Here is a 17,647-nt window from a genome sequence, read left to right on the forward strand (position 1 = left end):
CGCAAGAACGATAGCTCGATGGGGCCGCCGTGGGCGGCCAGGAGCGCGAGCCTCGGCATGACGGGTTCCCTCAGCCGGCCGGTGCGAGGATCAAACCACTGGTGGGCACGCCGGTGCCGGAGGTGACCAGCACATGTTCGACGTTGTCGACCTGGTTGTGCGAGGTGCCGCGCACCTGGCGCACCCCCTCGGTGATGCCGTTCATGCCGTGGATGTACGCCTCGCCCAGCAGGCCGCCGTTGGTGTTGATCGGAAAATCGCCGCCCAGCGACAGCCGCTCGACGGTGGCGAAGTCCTTGGCCTCGCCGCGCCCGCAGAAGCCGAGTTCTTCGAGCTGGGTGAACACGAACGGCGTGAAATGGTCATAGATGAAGGCGGTTTGGATGTCCTGGGGCTTGAGGCCGGAATCGCGCCATAGTCGCCGGGCGACCACCCCCATCTCCGGCAGTCCGGTGATGTCGTCGCGGTAGTAGCTGGTCATCATCTCGCCGTTGTAGGCCGCTCCCTGCGCGGCCGCGGTGATGATCGCGGGTGGCTGCCGCAGGTCCCGAGCGCGTTCGGCACTGGTGACGACGAGCGCGACACCGCCGTCACTCTCCTGGCAGCAATCCAGCAGCCGCAGCACGGGTTCGACGATCCAGCGCGAATTCTGATGATCTTCCAGCGTGATCGGGCGCTCGTAGAACCAGGCATCGGGGTTTTTCGCCGCATGCTTGCGGTCGACGACCGCGATTCTGCCGAAGTCCTCGTTGGTGACCCCGTACGTCGACATGTATCGCTGGGCGTGCACCGCGACCCACGCCGCGGGAGTGAGCAGGCCGAACGGCGCGTAATGCGCCATGAACAACGGTGTTTCGGCCATGCTGCGGCCGCTGCCGCCGAACCGGAAGCCGGAACGTTCGTTGAAGGCGCGCCAGCAGACCACCACATCGGCGACACCGGTGGCGACGGCCATCGCCGCGTGGACCACGGTGCCCGCGGCGGCGCCCCCGCCGTGGTGGACGCGGGAGAAGAAGCTCAGGTCGCCGATGCCCACGTTGCGGGCAATGTCGATCTCGTCGCTGGAATCCATGGTGAAGGTGACCATGCCGTCGACGTCGGCGGGCGCCAGGCCCGCGTCGTCCAGTGCGGCGCTGACCGCCTCGCACGCCAATTGCAGTTCGCTGCGCCCGGATTCCTTGGAGAACTCCGTCTGGCCGATCCCGACGATGGCCGCCGCGCCCGGCAGCGTCCTGCTCATGAGCCGGACCCGCCGAGCAGGCTGAGCACCGCGGTGCCGGACACGTGGTCGCCCAGGCTGTTGGCGCCCGCGAAGGTCACCTCGACGAAATTCTCGCCCCCCGAGCCTGCGTTCTTGCCGGTGACGCTGCCGGTGAAGCGCAGCGGATCATCGGGAAAACACGGTACTCCCAAGCGAATCGACAAGTTCTTTACCATCGCCTCGGGGCCCGCCCAGTCGGTGAGGAAGCGCACGCAGTAGCCGTTGGTGGTCAGGATGTTCATGAACAGGTTGGGCGAGCCCTGCTGTTTGGCGTAGTCGCGGTCGTGATGCACCGGCATGAAGTCGCGGGTGGCGATCGCGCCGGCAACGATCATCGTTGTGGTGATCGGGATCTCGAGGGGGGTGACCTCGTCACCCACCGCGATGTCCTGCCATCGCAGGGTGGTGGTGTGCTTCGCGGTGGTCGTCATCGGTGTCCCTTCGAATAAATCGCGCCAAGCTGGGCCGGCTGTGCCGACGCCGGACCGAGAAAGTTGAGATCCATGACCGCACCTAGTCGCGGCGCCGGAATTGGTGCAGCACCAGGCCGTCATCGAATGTCTGGTAGTAGACCTCCACGGCCAATCCGTCTGTCACGTCGGAGGGATCGATGCCGGTCAGGTTGGACACCAGCCGTACTCCTTCCTCGAGTTCCACCAGCGCGACGACGTAGGGATAGTCGAAGAACGGAAACTTGGGCTCGTGTGGCATCACGTAGCTGTACACCGTGCCGAGACCGGATGACTCGATCGCGTCCCACTTCAGCGAACGGCAGTGCGGGCACATTGGGCGGGGCGGGTGACGCAGCGTCCCGCAGCCACCGCAGCGCTGAATCAGAAGTCGGTTTTCCCGCAATCCATTCCAGAAAAATTCGGTGTCGCCGGTGATCGCCGGCGCCAGACGGGCCGCCATCAGTTTGCCGGCCTGAATCGCAGCACCCGGAATCGTTGCCGCCCCAACACTTCGCCGTTCTGGTCCGTGTAGGTGGTCAGCCATGTCAGAAAGAAACCGGTGCCCAGTGCCGTCTTCTTCTCGTCGGAGACCGCTTCGTAGACGGTCGTCGCGCTGATCACATCGCCCAGCCGCGGGTAACGCTCGATCTCGAACTCCGAATTGGTCGCCACCGTGCTGGTGTAGCCGGCCTGGTCGAGGAATTCCGTTGGGTTGCTTTTGATCTCGATAGGAGCCCCACCCCGATCGCCGATTCCCTCCAGTATCGGCGATGGCATCGTCCACGTCTGCAGCATTACCGGCGGGGACACGATGCCGCCGAACCGTGACGAGGCCGCGAACTCCGGATCGAGATATACCGGGTTCATGTCGGCCATCGCGTACGCCCAATGCCGGATCATCGGCTGGTTCACCGGGTCCGGGGCCAGCGAGGGTGTTCCGGTGCCACCGGTCGGCCGCCCGACGAGGGCCCGCACCTTGGCGCTGACGGTTTCTGAGTCGGTCACGTAGCAAGCCCCTCTCGCCGGACACCCTGATCCGACAGATTGATGCGATCTGTCACGCGAGTTGTGTGTACTCTGCGCGCTTGCGTGCTGTCAATACAACAGCAAAGTGCGCGAAGAGCTCCGGAATTCGCGCAAATGATGATTGACGGCGGCCGCCGGGGCGGGTACACCAAGTGATCAGATGACCGGAGGAAGCACATGGCCGATTCGCCCGCTCTTGTTCAGTCCTATCAGCTCTACATCGATGGCAACTGGGTCGACCCGCAAGACGGCCGGTATGACGACATTTCTCCGTCCACCGAGGCCGTGATCGCCACCGCGCCCGACGCCAGCGTCGCCCAGGTCGGTGAGGCGATCGCCGCCGCGCGCCGCGCTTTCGACGGCGGACCCTGGCGCGCCATGAGCGCCGAAGAGCGCGCCGGGTGCCTCAACCAGCTGGGTGAGGCGCTGATGAAGCACGCCGACGACTTCTTCGCGCTGTCCCAAGTGGAGTGGGGCTGCATCGCGAACGAACGGCTCATGCAGATCGACGGCGCCGGGTTCATGTCCCTGCACGCCGCGCAGCTGGCCACCTTGTTGACCGACCAAGAAGTCACCGGGATGGGCGCCGGCACCACGTTGTTGCGTCATGCGCCGCTGGGTGTCGTATCGGTGCTGACTCCATGGAACTTCCCGCACTGTCTTAACGTGATGAAGCTCAATCATGCTCTCGCCGCGGGCAATACAGTCGTGCTCAAGCCCTCGCCACTGACGCCGCTGGCCGGGCTGGCGCTCGCGCGAATCATCGACGAGCACACCGACATCCCGCCGGGCGTGGTCAACGTCGTCACGCCATCCGGGGTTGAGGCGGCCAAGTTGCTGACCACCGATCCACGGATCGACATGGTGAGCTTCACCGGCAGCTCGGTGGTCGGCCGCCAGGTCATGTCCGCCGCCGGCGACACGATGAAGCGGATCCTGCTCGAGCTCGGCGGCAAGTCCGCGAGCATCATCCTCGACGACGCGCACATCACCGACGACATGCTGCAGCAGATGCTGTTCGACTGCTGCTCGCTGCACGCCGGGCAGGCCTGCATCCTGCACAGCCGGCTGCTGCTTCCCGACTCGCTGCACGACGACGTCGTCGACCGGCTCGCCGCGCTGGCCCGCGAGGTCAACGTGGGCGATCCCACCGATCCCGACGTGCAAATGGGCCCGCTGATCAGCGCGGCGCAGCGGGACCGGGTCGAGGCGCACGTCGCCGGCGCGCTCGACGACGGGGCCAAGCTGGTGACCGGCGGTGGCCGCCCGGCCGGCTTGGACATCGGCTTCTACTTCGAGCCGACGATCCTGTCCGAGGTGGAGCCGAATTCGACTATCGCGCAAGAGGAAGTGTTCGGTCCGGTGCTGACGGTGCTGCGCTACCGCGACGACGACGACGCGGTCGCCATCGCGAACAACTCGCGATACGGGCTCTCCGGGGCGGTGTGGGGCGGCGACGTCGACCGCGCCGTGGGCGTCGCGCGGCGCATCCGTACCGGCCAGATCGCGGTCAACGGCTGCGGCCCGGGCGGCGCGCCGTTCGGCGGTTTCAAACTCAGCGGGCTGGGCCGCGAGGGCGGGGGAATCGGCGGGCTACACCAGTACATGGAGCCGATGGCCATCGGGGTTCCCGCGTGACGGGACCCCTCGCCGGGCCCCAGTCCCCGAAATGCTCTGCGCCCTAGATCTTTCTGACCACCACGTAGCCGGCCTGAGCAGTAACGAATCAGATTAGGCACCGGCACAAGTGCTTTAGAGGCAGCCGCGATCGACGCGTGAGTTCGGACATCCGCTGTCCGCCGGCGGCTCGTGGACGCGCCTCCATCGCAAAGCACAGCGGCGGCGCCGGTGCGCCTTGGGTAAACCGTGGGTCTCATGCCAAGCTGCTGACATGGCCATCGAGATCGCCCGCCCCAAACTCGAGGGAAACGTCGCCGTCGGTGCGGACCGCCAGATCGGCTTCGCCGAATTCGGTGATCCGCAGGGCCGGGCGGTCTTCTGGCTGCACGGCACCCCCGGCGCGCGCCGCCAGATTCCCACCGAAGCCCGCCTCTACGCCGAGAACCACAGGATCCGGCTGATCGGGCTGGACCGCCCCGGGATCGGCTCGTCGACACCCCATCGCTACGAGAACATCCGGGCGTTCGCCGACGACCTGCGGACCATCGCGGACACGCTCGGCATCGACAAAATGGCCGTCATCGGCCTGTCCGGCGGCGGTCCGTACGCGCTCGCGTCGGCCGCGGTGCTGTCCGACCGGGTCGTCGCGGCCGGCATCCTCGGCGGCGTCGCGCCGTTCCTCGGCGACGAGGGGATCACCAGCGGTCTGATGAATCTGGGCAAGCGGGTGGCGCCGCTGCTGCGGCTGGGCGGTGACCCGCTGCGGATCGGTGCGAGCCTGGTGGTCCGGGCCATCCGTCCGGTCGCGAGCACCGCGCTGTATCTCTACGCCGCGGTGTCGCCCGAAGCCGATCGGCGCCTGCTCACCCGCCCCGAGTTCGGGGCCATGTTCCTCGACGACCTGCTCAACGGCAGCCGCAAGCAGCTGGCGGCCCCCTTCAACGACATCATCCTGTTCACCCGGGACTGGGGATTCCGGCTCGACGAGGTCAAGGTCCCGGTTCGCTGGTGGCACGGCGACAGCGACCACATCGTGCCCTTCGCCCACGGCGAGCACGTGGTGTCCAGGCTGCCCGACTGCGAGCTGTTCGTGCTGCCCGGCGAAAGTCACCTCGCCGGGCTGGGCCGCGGCGAAGAGATCCTGTCCACCCTGATGAAGATCTGGGACGAGCGGAACTGACCTCGCTGGACGCCGGGTAGCCTGCTGACGTGCTGCTGGCTTCCCTTGATCCCTCGGCCGCCACCGCCACCGATATCGCCGACGCGGTGCGCGTGGACGGCAGCGTGTTCAGCCGCAGCGACCTGGTCGGTGCCGCCACGTCGGTGGCCGAGCGGGTGGGCGGCGTGGGCCGGGTCGCCATCCTGGCCGCCCCGACCCCCGAGACGGTGCTGGCGGTCACCGGGTGCCTGATCGCCGGGGTGCCCTTCGTCCCGGTGCCCGCCGACGTCGGCGCCGCCGAGCGCCGCCACATGCTCACCGATTCCGGAGCGCAAGCCTGGCTCGGGTCGGTGCCTGACGAGCCCGGGGGGCTGCCGCACATTCCCGTGCGGCTGCACGCCCGCTCTTGGCACCGCTATCCCGAGCCGTCGCCCGACGCCACCGCGATGATCATCTACACCTCGGGCACCACCGGGCTGCCCAAGGGGGTGGTGCTGAGCCGGCGGGCGATCGCCGCCGATCTGGACGCCCTGGCCGACGCCTGGCAATGGACGGCCGACGACGTTTTGGTGCACGGCTTGCCGCTCTTTCACGTGCACGGCCTGGTGCTGGGCCTGCTCGGCTCGTTGCGCATCGGGAATCGCTTCATCCACACCGGAAAACCGACACCGGCGGGCTACGCCCAGGCCCGCACCGACTTCGGCGGCACGCTGTTCTTCGGCGTGCCCACCGTGTGGTCGCGGGTGGGGGCCGACGAGGCGGCCGCGCGGGCGCTGGGCCCGGCGCGGCTGCTGGTCTCCGGGAGCGCGCCGCTGCCGGTCCCGGTGTTCGACCGCTTGGCCGCCCTCACCGGGCATCAGCCCGTCGAACGCTACGGCGCCTCGGAATCGCTGATCACCATTTCGACGCGGGCAGACGGCGAGCGGCGCCCGGGGTGGGTGGGCCTGCCGCTGAGGGGGGTGCGGACCCGGTTGCTCGACGATGACGGCGGGCCGGTTTCGCACGACGGTGAGACCGTCGGCAAGCTCCACGTGCGCGGGCCGATGATGTTCGACGGCTACCTGAATCGGCCGGAGGCCACCGCCGAGGCGTTCGACACCGACGGCTGGTACCGCACCGGCGACGTCGCGGTGATCGACGGCGACGGGATGCACCGCATCGTCGGACGTGAGTCGGTCGACCTGATCAAGTCCGGCGGTTACCGCATCGGCGCGGGCGAAATCGAAACGGTGCTGCTTGGGCATCCGGGTGTCGAAGAGGCCGCGGTGGTCGGGCTGCCCGATGCGGACCTGGGGCAGCGCATCGTCGCGTACATCGTCGGATCGGCCAACGGTGACGAGCTGATCGACTATGTCGCGCAACAACTTTCGGTGCACAAGCGTCCGCGCGAGGTGCGCGTCGTGGACGCGCTGCCCCGCAACGCCATGGGCAAGGTCCTCAAAAAGCAGCTGCTGTCCGACGGCTGAGCACCTGTCCGCGCGAGCGTATCCACACTGCGAAATCCAGCGCCATTCTTCGCAGTCCGGTTGCGCTCGCGATCCAACGGGCGGGAGGTACCGTCGGACGAGTGATGGCACGGAACGTACCGCCCGCCGGCGCCGCCGCGACCGTCGTAACCGGTCCCACGCCAATGAGGCGGATCGCGGTCGCCTGCCTCGTGGGCTCGGCGATCGAGTTCTACGACTTCATGATCTACGGGACCGCGGCGGCACTGGTGTTCCCGATGGTGTTCTTCCCGCACCTCAGCCCTTCCGGCGCCACGATCGCCTCGATGGGAACGTTTGCGACGGCTTTTCTGTCCCGGCCCATCGGTGCGGCCGTGTTCGGATACTTCGGGGATCGGCTGGGGCGCAAGAAGACCCTGGTCGCCACGCTGCTGATCATGGGCCTGTCAACGGTGTGCGTGGGCCTGGTCCCCAGCTCCGGGGTGATCGGCACGGCGGCCCCGCTGATCTTGGTTGCGCTTCGGCTGTTGCAAGGGTTCGCCGTCGGCGGCGAATGGGCGGGATCGGCGTTGCTGAGCGCCGAATACGCGCCGGCCCACCAGCGCGGCCGGTACGGCGTGTTCACCTTGATGGGCGGTGGCATCGCGGCCGTGCTGAGCAGTGCCACCTTTCTCGGGGTGAACCTCACCATCGGCGAGGGTAGTCCGGCGTTTCTGCAGTGGGGATGGCGGGTGCCGTTCCTGCTCAGCGGGGTGTTGGTCGCGCTCGCGCTGTATGTGCGCCTGAACATCGAGGAGACCCCGGTGTTCGCGGAGGAGAAGGCGCGTGAGCTGATACCCAAAACCCCGCTGGCGGAGCTGCTGCGGCTGCAACGCCGTGAGATCGCGTTGGCCGCGGGCAGCATCCTCGGCGCGTTGGGGTTCATCTACATGGCCCACACCTATCTGGCGATGTACGCGCACTCCAACCTGGGGTATTCGCGCAACTTCATCTGGTTCGTCGGCGCGCTGGGCGGGGTCGCGAGCATGGCGTTCATGGCGGTGTCGGCCACTCTGTGCGACCGGCTCGGGCGCCGCCGCATCATGCTGGTGGGGTGGAGCTGTTGTCTGCTGTGGTCGTTTCTGGTGATGCCGCTGCTGAACACCGGCAAACCCGTGGGGTACGCGGTGGGGATCGTCGGCATGTGCACGGCCGCGGCGATCGGCTCCGGCCCGACGGCGGCGTTCATCCCCGAGCTGTTCGCCACCCGCTATCGCTACAGCGGGACGGCGCTGGCGCAAAACCTCGCCGGCATCGTCGGTAGCGCGTCGCCGCCGCTGATCGCCGGGACCCTGCAGGCGACGTACGGGAGCTGGGCGATCGGGTTCATGCTGGCCGCCCTGACGTCGGTCAGCCTGGTGTGCACCTATCTGCTGCCCGAAACCAACGGCACGGCGCTCGGAGTCGGTTAGTTAGCGTGCAGGTCCTCGTTGAGGGCGATGCCCTGGCCGCCGCGGGCCACCACCTCGACGGCCCCGCTGAGCGAATTGCGCCGGAACAACAGGTTGTTGCCGCCGGAGAGCTCACGCGCCTTCATCTCTTTGCCCTCGGGCGTGATGACCTTGGTGCCCGCCGTGACGTACAGGCCGGCTTCGACGACGCAGTCGTCGCCCAGTGAGATGCCCAGCCCGGCGTTGGCGCCGAGCAGGCAGCGCTTACCGATCGAAATGACTTCGGTGCCACCGCCGGACAGCGTGCCCATGATCGAGGCTCCACCACCGACATCGGAGCCGTCGCCCACCACCACGCCGGCCGAGATGCGGCCTTCGACCATCGACGCGCCCAGCGTTCCGGCGTTGTAGTTGACGAAGCCTTCGTGCATCACCGTCGTCCCGGGGGCCAGGTGCGCGCCGAGCCGCACCCGGTCGGCGTCGGCGATGCGCACGCCGGTCGGCAGCACGTAGTCGACCATTCGGGGGAACTTGTCCACGCCGTAGACGGCCACCTGTCCGTGGCGGCGCAGCCGGGCCCGGACGGCCTCGAAGCCCTCGACCGCGCAGGGCCCGCGATTAGTCCACACCACATTGGTCAACACCCCGAACAAGCCGCCGGCGTTCAGCCCGTGCGGCGCCACCAACCGGTGCGATAGGAGATGCAGCCGCAGGTAGGCGTCGTAGGCGTCGGCGGCCACGTCGTCCAGCGAGCCGATGACCGTGCGTACGGCGACGGTCTCGGTGCCGCGGTCGTCGTCGCGGCCGATCAGTGCCCTTAGTTCGGGGGGAATGTCGGACAGCGCGAGTCGCGACGTGCCGCCCGTGCCCGATTCGGTCAGTTCCGGTGCGGGAAACCACGTGTCGAGGATCGATCCGTCGGCGGCCAGCGTTGCCAGGCCTATCGCTTCGGCACCTGCTGCTCTTGTCACGGCGGTCAGGTTACTTCCTGGCCTGCGTCGAGATCTGTCCGCCCTGCGGCGGCGACGCTCCCGGGAGTCGTGAAATAGGCGGTGCGCGTCGCTGCGTATGAAACGCTGACCCGCGCAACGTGATTCGGAGGCCCTCGCTGCGCAGCCGCTGCATCGTGCGTTTCGAGGGTTCGCCGTCTTGCCAGGTCAACCGCGTGAACTTCGCCGTTTCGGGGTACCTCGCTCCCGGGGATCGGCTGGTCATGTCCCGGGCCTGGCGGAGAGCAACCGGCCCGGGTCCGCAAAGGGGCCGGCTCGTTTACAGAAGGAGAAAACCATGTCCTTTGTCACCACGCGGCCCGAGGCGCTGCTGGCCGCGGCGAGCATGCTCGAAGCGCTCGGCTCCTCAATGGATGCCCAAAACGCCGCCGCGGCAGCGCCCACCACGAGCATTGCTCCCGCGGCGGCCGACGAAGTGTCCGCACTGCAGGCCGCACAGTTTTCCGCCTACGGCGCCTGGTACCAGCAGGTCAGCGCGCAGGCGAAGGCGGTCCACCAGACAATGGTGAAAAACCTGGACACCAGCGCCGCTTCCTACGGCGAGACCGAAACCGCGAATCGGGTGACCACCAGCGCCACGTCGTTTTCGCCGCAAGCCGTCGGAACGGACCCGCTTACCGACCCGCCGCCGGGGAGCACCGCCCTCGGGACGGAGATCGGCTGGGGCCAAAACGTCGGCGCCGCAGCGTCGGACTTCATCACGTTGGGCGAAGGCCAATTTGCTCCGGTCGCCGGGGCGGCCGGGATCCCCAATATGACGGCGGGCCTCACCTCGGCAACGGCGCCCGCGCCCGCGCCGGCGGCGCCAGCGGCTGTGGGTGCGGCCCCGGTGCTGGCGAGCATGGGGCGCGGGCCCTCGATCGGCGCGTTGTCGGTGCCGCCCAGTTGGGCGGCCGGCGGCGTTCCCTCGGTGAGCCCTGCCCCGGGACAGCTGGTCGGCGCGGGCTTCACCAGCGCCGCGCCCCACGCCGCGCCAGTGACCACCGTGCCGGGCGGCCTGCCTTCGATGGCCACCAGCGGACGCAGCGGCTACGGCCTCGGCGCGCCGCGCTACGGCGTCAAGCCGACCGTGATGCCCAAGCCGGCCATTTAGCACCCACCGAACCTCGGCACAGAACAGGAGCGATGCAATGTCTTTCGACTTTGGAGCACTTCCCCCCGAGATCAACTCTCTCCGCATGTACACCGGAGCGGGTGCGGGGCCGATGATGGCCGCTGCGGCGGCCTTCAGCAGCCTCGCTGACGAATTGGCGACGACGGCCTCGGCCAGCCAGTCGGCGATCTCGAACCTGACCGGCGAGGAGTGGATCGGCCCCTCCTCGTCCGCGATGGCCACCGCCGTCGGGCCGTACCTGACGTGGATGCACACCACCGCCGCCCAGCTGCAGCAGGCGGCCTCCCAGGCGATGGCATCGGCCGCCGCGTATGAGGCCGCCTTTGCGATGACGGTCCCGCCGCCGCTGATCGCGGCCAACAGGGCCCAGCTCGCGGCCCTGACCGCGACGAACGTCCTGGGCCAGAACACCGCTGCCATCGCGGCCACCGAGGCGCAGTACGGCGAGATGTGGGCCCAGGACGCCGCCGCCATGTATGGCTACGCCGCCGCGTCCGCGGCCGCCGGCAGGCTGAGTCCCTTGACCTCGCCGGCGCCGACAAACAACCCGGGCGGGCTGGGCGCGCAAGCCGCGGCCGTCTCCCAGGCCACGGCCACGAGCGCGCAGACGAGCGGCCTGAACCAGGTCGTATCCAGAACGCCCGATGCGGTCCGGCTGATGGCGGCGCCGGTGGACCCGCCTCCCGGCCTGAGCGGATTGGACAGTTTCCTCGGCAACCCGGTGGTGAACAGCGTCGGCAATGCCGGCTTCGACGCCGTGTCCTGGAACGTCTTCAACACCATCGTGTCCAACATCCTGTACAACCACACCATCGACGTGGCAGCAGGCGCGGGTTTGGCCGGCGACGTGGGAGGCGCGGTCGGCGGCGGCGCCTTGGTGGGCGCGGTGGCCCCGGTCAGCACCGCGGGCATCGGCGCCGCACCGGTGCTGGCGAGCATGGGCTCGGCCGCCCCGGTCGGCGGCTTGTCGACACCGGTCGCCTGGTCCGCGGCCACACCCGCACCCGCCGCGACGACCGTGGGATCGGGGTGGACCGCACCCGTCGAAGAGCCGCACACGACGTGGGCCACCGGCATGCCGGCGGTCGCCTCGGCCGCCGGGCGCGGCGGCTACGGCATGGGACCGCGTTACGGGGTCAAGCCCACGGTGATGCCCACGCGGTTGCTCGTGTAGCCGCTGCGCCCGGCTCACGCGCGAGGCTCGCCAGCACGGCGTGCCACTACCTAAATGGTGGCGACCCGCTGCGCCCGGCTCCGCCGCGCTTGCGATCGCCACTACCTAAATGGTGGCGACCCGCTGCGCCCGGCTCCGCCGCGCTTGCGATCGCCACTACCCTGAGGGCGTGCTGGACTTACGCGGGGATCCGATCGCGCTGACCGCGGCGCTGGTCGACATCCCCAGCGAATCGAGAAACGAAGCGCGCCTGGCCGACGAGGTCGAGGCCGCGCTGCGCGCTCAGACCTCCGGCTTCGAGATCGTCCGCAACGGCAACGCGGTGCTGGCGCGAACCCGACACCAGCGGCCGTCGCGGGTCCTGCTGGCCGGGCACCTGGACACCGTCCCGGCGGCCGGCAACCTGCCCAGCCGCCGCGAGGGCGGCGAGCTGCACGGCTGCGGCACCGCCGACATGAAATCCGGGGACGCGGTCTTTCTTCACCTTGCCGCCATGGTGGTCGAACCCGTGCACGATCTGACGCTGGTGATGTACGACTGCGAGGAAATCGACGCCGCGGCAAACGGATTGGGCCGCATCGAACGCGAACTGCCGGACTGGCTGTCCGCCGATGTGGCCATTCTGGGTGAGCCCACCGGCGGCTACATCGAAGCCGGTTGCCAAGGCACCTTGCGCGTGGTCGTCAGCGCCACCGGGACCCGCGCCCATTCGGCGCGATCCTGGTTGGGAGACAACGCCATTCACAAACTGGGCGCAGTGCTCGAGCGGCTGGCCGCCTACCAGGCGCGCATCGTCGACATCGACGGCTGCACCTACCGCGAGGGCTTGTCGGCGGTGCGCATCGACGGCGGTGTGGCGGGTAACGTCATTCCCGACGCGGCCGCGGTGACGGTCAATTTCCGCTTCGCCCCGGACCGTTCGGTCCCCGACGCGCTGCAACACGTGCACGACGTCCTTGCCGGGCTGGATGTGCACATCGAACAGACCGACGCCGCGGCGGGCGCGATGCCCGGACTGTCCCAACCCGCCGCCAAGGCCCTGGTCGAGGCGGCGGGAGGCAACGTCCGGGCCAAGTACGGCTGGACCGACGTCGCACGCTTCGCCGCGCTGGGCATACCGGCGGTCAACTTCGGCCCCGGCGATCCAAACCTGGCCCACCGCCGCGACGAACGCGTCGCGGTCGCCAGCATCACTGCCGCGGTGGACATGCTGCGCGGCTACCTGAGCGGCTAGGCCCGGCACCTCCGCGCCTGCGCGGCGGCATCCGCGGCGGCGGCGTGCATTCCGATCGACGTCAGTTCGTCCGCCGCTGCCTGCAACGCCGCGGCGTCGCCGGCCGTCAGCGCGCGGGCGTGGGCCAACGCGATTCCGCCCACCACACAGTCGATCTCGTCGCAGAGCCGGGCCAACGGATCGACGGCCCGGGTGTCACCGAGCCGCACCGCCTCGTGCCAGACTCGCAGTGCGACGGCCCGCTGCCCGCCACGCTCGGCCGCGCGGGCGGCGTCGCGCGCGGCGGCCACCGCACCGTGCGGGTCGCGCATCAACGCCAGCCGCCATGCCCGCGCCACCCCGAGTTCGGGTGCGAACAACGCCGACTTGGTTCCGTGCCGGGATTCGGCCCTGCTCAACGCTTTTGCCGCGGCAGCGGTATCGCCCAGCTGGGACAGCGCGGTGGCCAGCAGCGTCAACGACAGTGGGCCCCACGAGTAGCCGGTGCGCTCCAAGGTAGCGGTCGCCGGGACCAGTAGCGTTGCCGCAGGGGCGAATTCGCCGCCGGCGATCAACACGTGCGCCAGCAGCACCTCGCCGATCGCGCGGCCCGGCTGCTGCAGCTCGGCGAAGTCGGTGAACTGCCGAGCGAGTTGGCGGGCGTCGTCGAGCCGGCCCGCCAACAACAGCGTCGTCGTTTGGCCCAGCCCGATGGTGAACCGAAGCAGCCCGGGATGTTCGGCGCCCAGGGCGCGCTGCGCCAACGGCTCGACGTCATCGAATCGGCCCTGCCGCGCCGCGCACAACGCGGCCGCACTCCCGGCCCAGGCCACCGCCTGGTCGTCGGCCGACGGCGCGGCGAGCACGTCGCCGGCGACCTTGACCGCGTGCCCCACGTTGCCCGCGTTCATCGCGAACGTCGCGCTCAGGGCGTCGAGCGTGGTCCGCGGGCGGGCCTCCGCGACGCGATTGCGCACGGTCCGCAGGAACGCGGTCGCGCGCTCCGGCTCGCTCAGCATCCAGAACTGATTCGCCGCCCGCAGCAGGGCCCAGTCCATGAGCGCGGCTTCGGTCAACCCGGTGGAGTCGACGTCGGCCAGCAGCGAATCGGCCTCGCGGCCACGGCCCTGCCATGCCATCGTGTGCGCCAGCGCGAGCCGCGCCGCCAGGCCGCCGGAGCGCTCCAGCGCAGAGCGGGCCAGCCGCTCGCCCAGCGCCAGGTCACCCAGTCGCAGCGCCTGCTGCGCGGCGGTGACGACGTCGGCCGGTCGCGGGGGCGCGTCGCTGTCCAGCGCCAGCGACACCAGCCGCAGCCGGTCGCTGAGATGGTCGGACGGGCGCCGCGACAGCAGCTCGACCAGCTCGGTGCGTCGTTGGCGGGCGTCGTCGGGGTCGAGCGCGGCCCGCGCCCGCTCGGCGAACAGCGGGTGGGCTGTATAGACGACCGGGTCCTCGGAAGCCCCGCCCCGCACCCGGGTCTCCGCAGCACCCCACTCGACGGTCTCGGCCACCGCGCCGTCGCCGGCCAGCACGCTCAGATCGGTGAGCGACAGCGGCTCGCACACGGCGAGATACTCCAGCACTGCCCGCCCCGGCGCGGGCAGCTCGGCGAGGAAGGCGTCGACCTCAGCGGGCGGCGTCGTCGCGCCGGGCGGCTCGATATCGATCCGGGTGAGCAGCCCGTCGCTCCACAATGCCGCGATCGCGTCGGGGGAGGAGTCGGCGCGCGCGGTGACGATCAGCCGCACCCCGCCGGCCCGCGCCAGTTGGTAGACCAGCGTGGCCGACAACACGTCCAGCTGGTGGGCATCGTCGACGACGAGCAGCCGGTCATCGCCGACCAGCGAGGCGCGGGCGGCACGCAGCAGCGCGGCCGGCTTGCCGAGGTCGGCGATCTGCACCAGATGGCTGAAGGCCCCGAACGGGACCGCGCGTTCGGTCGGGGTGCCGGTGACCCAGCGGATGAGCGTGCCGGGGTGCTGACCGGCGAAGCGCTCGGCGGCCACGCGCGCCAGCGTGGATTTGCCGACGCCGTCGGGTCCCAACACCACCGCTCCCCGGCCCCCGTCGGCCAAGGCCGCGTCCAGCCGCTCTGAGGCCGTCGCATGGTGGGGGACGTTCCATCGAATCGGCACTGCCGAATTTTATGGTGCACGGGCCGTCGGCAAGGCGAAAGCCCCAGATATGAGGGGTTATTGCGGTTGGTCTACCTTTGGCGGATATGCCCGGGGAACGCGATTCAGCAGGCGAGTGGGCGGTGTGTGTGTACTGCGCGTCCGGCCCGCAGCATCCCGAATTACTCGGCGTCGCTGCGGAACTCGGCGAGGCGATCGCCGAGCGGGGCTGGACTCTGGTGTGGGGCGGTGGCCGTGTCTCGGCGATGGGCGCGGTGGCGAGCGCGGCGCGGGCCCGCGGCGGCCGGACCGTCGGCGTCATCCCCCAGATCTTGATGCGGCGCGAGATCGCCGACGCGGACGCCGACGAGCTGATCGTCAGCGACACCCTGCACGAGCGCAAGCAGATCATGGAGGACCGCGCCGATGCGTTCATTGCGCTGCCGGGCGGCATCGGCACCCTCGACGAGTTGCTCGACACCTGGACGACGGCCTACCTCGGTCTGCACGGCAAGCCCGTCGTCTTGCTGGATCCCTTTGGCCACTACGAAGGGCTGTGGACCTGGTTGTGCGGATTGTTGGACAGCGGTTACGTCTCCCAGGCGGCGATGGACCGGTTGGTGCTGGTCGACAAGGTGAGCGCCGCGCTGGATGCGTGCGCGCCCGGCTGAGCCCGCCGGCAGTTCCGCCGCCCTACTAGGCTGTCCGCCGAGCTTGACTTTCGAGACGAATCGAGGGGATCACGTGTCCGATCGTGACGGGGGAACGCGCACGGCGGTCAAACTGACCGACATCGCGGCTCGGGTGCCGGCCGTGCTGACCGACCTGCCGGTGATCGCGCGCGGCGCGCTGACCGGACTGCTGGCCCAGCCGGGTTCCAAGAAGTCGATCGGCACGGTGTTCCAGGAGCGGGCGGCCCGCTACGGCGACCGGATCTTCCTGCGGTTCGGCGACCAGCAACTGACCTATCGCGACGCCAACGCGGCCGCCAACCGATACGCGGCGGTGCTGGCCGCGCGTGGCGTCGGCCACGGCGACGTCGTCGCCATCATGCTGCGTAACTCGCCCAACGCCGTGCTGGCCATGCTGGCCGCGGTCAAGTGCGGCGCGGTTGCCGGCATGCTCAACTACCACCAGCGCGGCGAGGTGCTCGCCCACAGCCTCGGCCTGCTGGACGCCAAGGTGCTCATCGCCGAGACCGATCTGGTCAGCGCCGTGGCCGAGTGCGGTGGTTCGGGCAGCACCCAGACGCTGACCGTCGAAGACCTGGAGCGGTTCGCGGTCAGCGCCCCGGCCACCAACCCGGCGTCGGCGTCGGCCGTGCAGGCCAGGGAGACCGCGTTCTACATCTTCACCTCGGGCACAACCGGTTTCCCCAAGGCCAGCGTCATGACACACCTGCGGTGGCTGAAGGCGCTCGCGGCGTTCGGCGGCATCGGGTTGCGGCTCAAGAGCTCCGACACCCTCTACTGCTGCCTGCCGCTGTATCACAACAACGCGTTGACGGTCGCGTTGTCGTCGGTGATCACGTCGGGGGCGACGCTGGCGCTGGGCAAGTCGTTCTCGGCGTCGAAGTTCTGGGACGAAGTGATCGCCAACGACGCCACGGCGTTCATCTACATCGGCGAGGTGTGCCGGTACCTGCTCAACCAGCCGGCCAAGCCGACCGACCGCGCGCACAGGGTGCGGGTGATCGCCGGCAACGGGCTGCGCCCGGAGATCTGGGACGAGTTCACGAAACGATTCGGCATCGCGCGCGTCTGCGAGTTCTACGCCTCCAGCGAGGGCAACGCCGCGTTCATCAACGTCTTCAACGTGCCCCGCTCGACCGGCTTCTTCCCGATGCCCTTGGCCTACGTCGAGTACGACCCCGACACCGGCGCCCCGCTGCGCGGCGCCGACGGGCGCGTGCGCCGGGTGCCGGCCGGGGAGCCGGGCCTGTTGCTCAGCCCCGTCAACCGGCTGCAGCCCTTCGACGGCTACACCGACCCGGAATCCAGCGAAAAGAAGTTGGTGCGCAACGCTTTTCGTGACGGCGACTGCTGGTTCAACACGGGCGACGTGATGAGCCCGCAGGGACTGGGCCATGCCGCGTTCGTCGACCGGCTCGGCGACACCTTCCGCTGGAAGGGCGAAAACGTGGCCACCACCCAGGTCGAGGCGGCGCTGGACTCCGACGCGTCCGTCGAGGACTGCACGGTGTTCGGGGTCGAGGTGCCGCGCACCGGCGGTCGCGCCGGGATGGCCGCGGTCAAGCTGCGCGACGGCGCCGAGTTCGACGGGCAGTCGTTGGCCCGTGCCGTGTATGACCAGCTGCCCGGCTACGCGCTGCCGCTGTTCGTGCGGGTGGTCGAGTCGATCGAGCAGACCACGACCTTCAAGAGCCGCAAGGTGGAGTTGCGCGAGCAGGCCTATGGTCCCGACGTGGCCGACCCGCTCTACGTGCTGGCCGGGCGCGACGATGGCTATGTGCCGTTCTACGACGAGTACCCCGACGAGGTGGCCGAGGGCAAACGCCCGTAGGGCCGCGCGTTCGGCGCTTACGCCGCTCGGCGAGCGTAACGTCACGGCGAAAAATCGGGCCAAAAATCGCCGTGGCGGTACGCTCGCGCGCCGGGTCTGAAGGCAT

At 69.4% G+C, this 17,647-nt stretch carries 15 protein-coding genes; 9 read left to right on the forward strand and 6 right to left on the reverse strand.

Annotated elements, in window-relative coordinates:
* Positions 1-70: 70 nt before the first annotated feature.
* The 4 genes from A5775_RS06730 to A5775_RS06745 all read right to left on the reverse strand — a co-directional run bounded on the left by A5775_RS06730 (position 71) and on the right by A5775_RS06745 (position 2,718).
* Positions 71-1,240 (reverse strand): lipid-transfer protein, encoded by a 1,170-nt coding sequence (locus tag A5775_RS06730; RefSeq protein WP_067249573.1) that lies wholly within the window; start codon positions 1,238-1,240, stop codon positions 71-73.
* Entirely contained in the window at positions 1,237-1,692 is a 456-nt protein-coding gene (locus tag A5775_RS06735) for a MaoC family dehydratase (RefSeq protein WP_067249577.1), read from the reverse strand. Before A5775_RS06735 ends, A5775_RS06730 begins: the two co-directional genes overlap by 4 nt.
* A gap of 82 nt (positions 1,693-1,774) precedes the next feature.
* Positions 1,775-2,173, reverse strand: a complete 399-nt coding sequence (locus A5775_RS06740) for a Zn-ribbon domain-containing OB-fold protein (RefSeq protein WP_067249580.1) — start codon at positions 2,171-2,173, stop codon at positions 1,775-1,777.
* Positions 2,173-2,718: a MaoC family dehydratase N-terminal domain-containing protein gene (locus A5775_RS06745; RefSeq protein WP_067249583.1), complete on the reverse strand. Its 546-nt coding sequence runs from the start codon at positions 2,716-2,718 to the stop codon at positions 2,173-2,175. Before A5775_RS06745 ends, A5775_RS06740 begins: the two co-directional genes overlap by 1 nt.
* Positions 2,719-2,916: 198 nt before the next feature.
* Here A5775_RS06745 and A5775_RS06750 point away from each other — a divergent pair, with 198 nt between their 5' ends.
* The 4 genes from A5775_RS06750 (at position 2,917) to A5775_RS06765 (ending at position 8,414) form a co-directional block, all read left to right on the forward strand.
* On the forward strand, positions 2,917-4,377 hold the full coding sequence (locus A5775_RS06750) for an aldehyde dehydrogenase family protein (protein WP_067249587.1): 1,461 nt from the start codon (positions 2,917-2,919) through the stop codon (positions 4,375-4,377).
* A 253-nt stretch (positions 4,378-4,630) separates the two neighbouring features.
* The gene (locus A5775_RS06755) at positions 4,631-5,539 is read left to right on the forward strand and encodes an alpha/beta fold hydrolase (protein WP_067249590.1); all 909 of its coding nucleotides are present in this window, start codon (positions 4,631-4,633) and stop codon (positions 5,537-5,539) included.
* Positions 5,540-5,568: 29 nt separating this feature from the next.
* Positions 5,569-6,984 (forward strand): acyl-CoA synthetase, encoded by a 1,416-nt coding sequence (locus tag A5775_RS06760; protein WP_067249593.1) that lies wholly within the window; start codon positions 5,569-5,571, stop codon positions 6,982-6,984.
* Positions 6,985-7,148: 164 nt separating this feature from the next.
* Positions 7,149-8,414 carry an MFS transporter gene (locus A5775_RS06765; RefSeq protein WP_067249596.1) on the forward strand — a complete coding sequence of 422 codons (1,266 nt, stop codon included), beginning with the start codon at positions 7,149-7,151 and terminating at the stop codon, positions 8,412-8,414.
* On the opposite strand, the gene dapD is transcribed toward A5775_RS06765, so the two are convergent.
* Positions 8,411-9,364: a 2,3,4,5-tetrahydropyridine-2,6-dicarboxylate N-succinyltransferase gene (gene dapD / locus A5775_RS06770; protein ID WP_067249599.1), complete on the reverse strand. Its 954-nt coding sequence runs from the start codon at positions 9,362-9,364 to the stop codon at positions 8,411-8,413. The genes A5775_RS06765 and dapD overlap by 4 nt on opposite strands.
* Positions 9,365-9,680: 316 nt before the next feature.
* Between dapD and A5775_RS06775 the strand changes: the two genes are divergently transcribed.
* From A5775_RS06775 to dapE, 3 genes are all read left to right on the forward strand, one after another.
* Entirely contained in the window at positions 9,681-10,496 is an 816-nt protein-coding gene (locus A5775_RS06775; RefSeq protein ID WP_067249603.1) for a PE domain-containing protein, read from the forward strand.
* 37 nt (positions 10,497-10,533) lie between these two features.
* The gene (locus tag A5775_RS06780) at positions 10,534-11,691 is read left to right on the forward strand and encodes a PPE family protein (RefSeq protein WP_067249606.1); all 1,158 of its coding nucleotides are present in this window, start codon (positions 10,534-10,536) and stop codon (positions 11,689-11,691) included.
* Between the two features lie 169 nt (positions 11,692-11,860).
* Complete coding sequence (gene dapE, locus A5775_RS06785) at positions 11,861-12,925, forward strand: succinyl-diaminopimelate desuccinylase (RefSeq protein WP_067249609.1); 1,065 nt, start codon at positions 11,861-11,863, stop codon at positions 12,923-12,925.
* Here dapE and A5775_RS06790 read toward each other — a convergent pair.
* A complete protein-coding gene (locus tag A5775_RS06790) occupies positions 12,922-15,039 on the reverse strand; it encodes an AAA family ATPase (RefSeq protein ID WP_067249612.1) in 2,118 nt (705 codons plus the stop codon). The two genes, dapE and A5775_RS06790, sit on opposite strands and share 4 nt — an antisense overlap.
* An 86-nt stretch (positions 15,040-15,125) precedes the next feature.
* Between A5775_RS06790 and A5775_RS06795 the strand changes: the two genes are divergently transcribed.
* Complete coding sequence (locus A5775_RS06795; protein ID WP_067249615.1) at positions 15,126-15,689, forward strand: TIGR00730 family Rossman fold protein; 564 nt, start codon at positions 15,126-15,128, stop codon at positions 15,687-15,689.
* 73 nt (positions 15,690-15,762) lie between these two features.
* The gene (gene fadD6, locus A5775_RS06800; protein ID WP_067249619.1) at positions 15,763-17,541 is read left to right on the forward strand and encodes a long-chain-acyl-CoA synthetase FadD6; all 1,779 of its coding nucleotides are present in this window, start codon (positions 15,763-15,765) and stop codon (positions 17,539-17,541) included.
* The last annotated feature ends 106 nt before the right edge of the window (positions 17,542-17,647 follow it).

The sequence above is a fragment of the Mycobacterium sp. 852002-10029_SCH5224772 genome, assembly GCF_001667315.1.
Lineage (GTDB): Bacteria > Actinomycetota > Actinomycetes > Mycobacteriales > Mycobacteriaceae > Mycobacterium.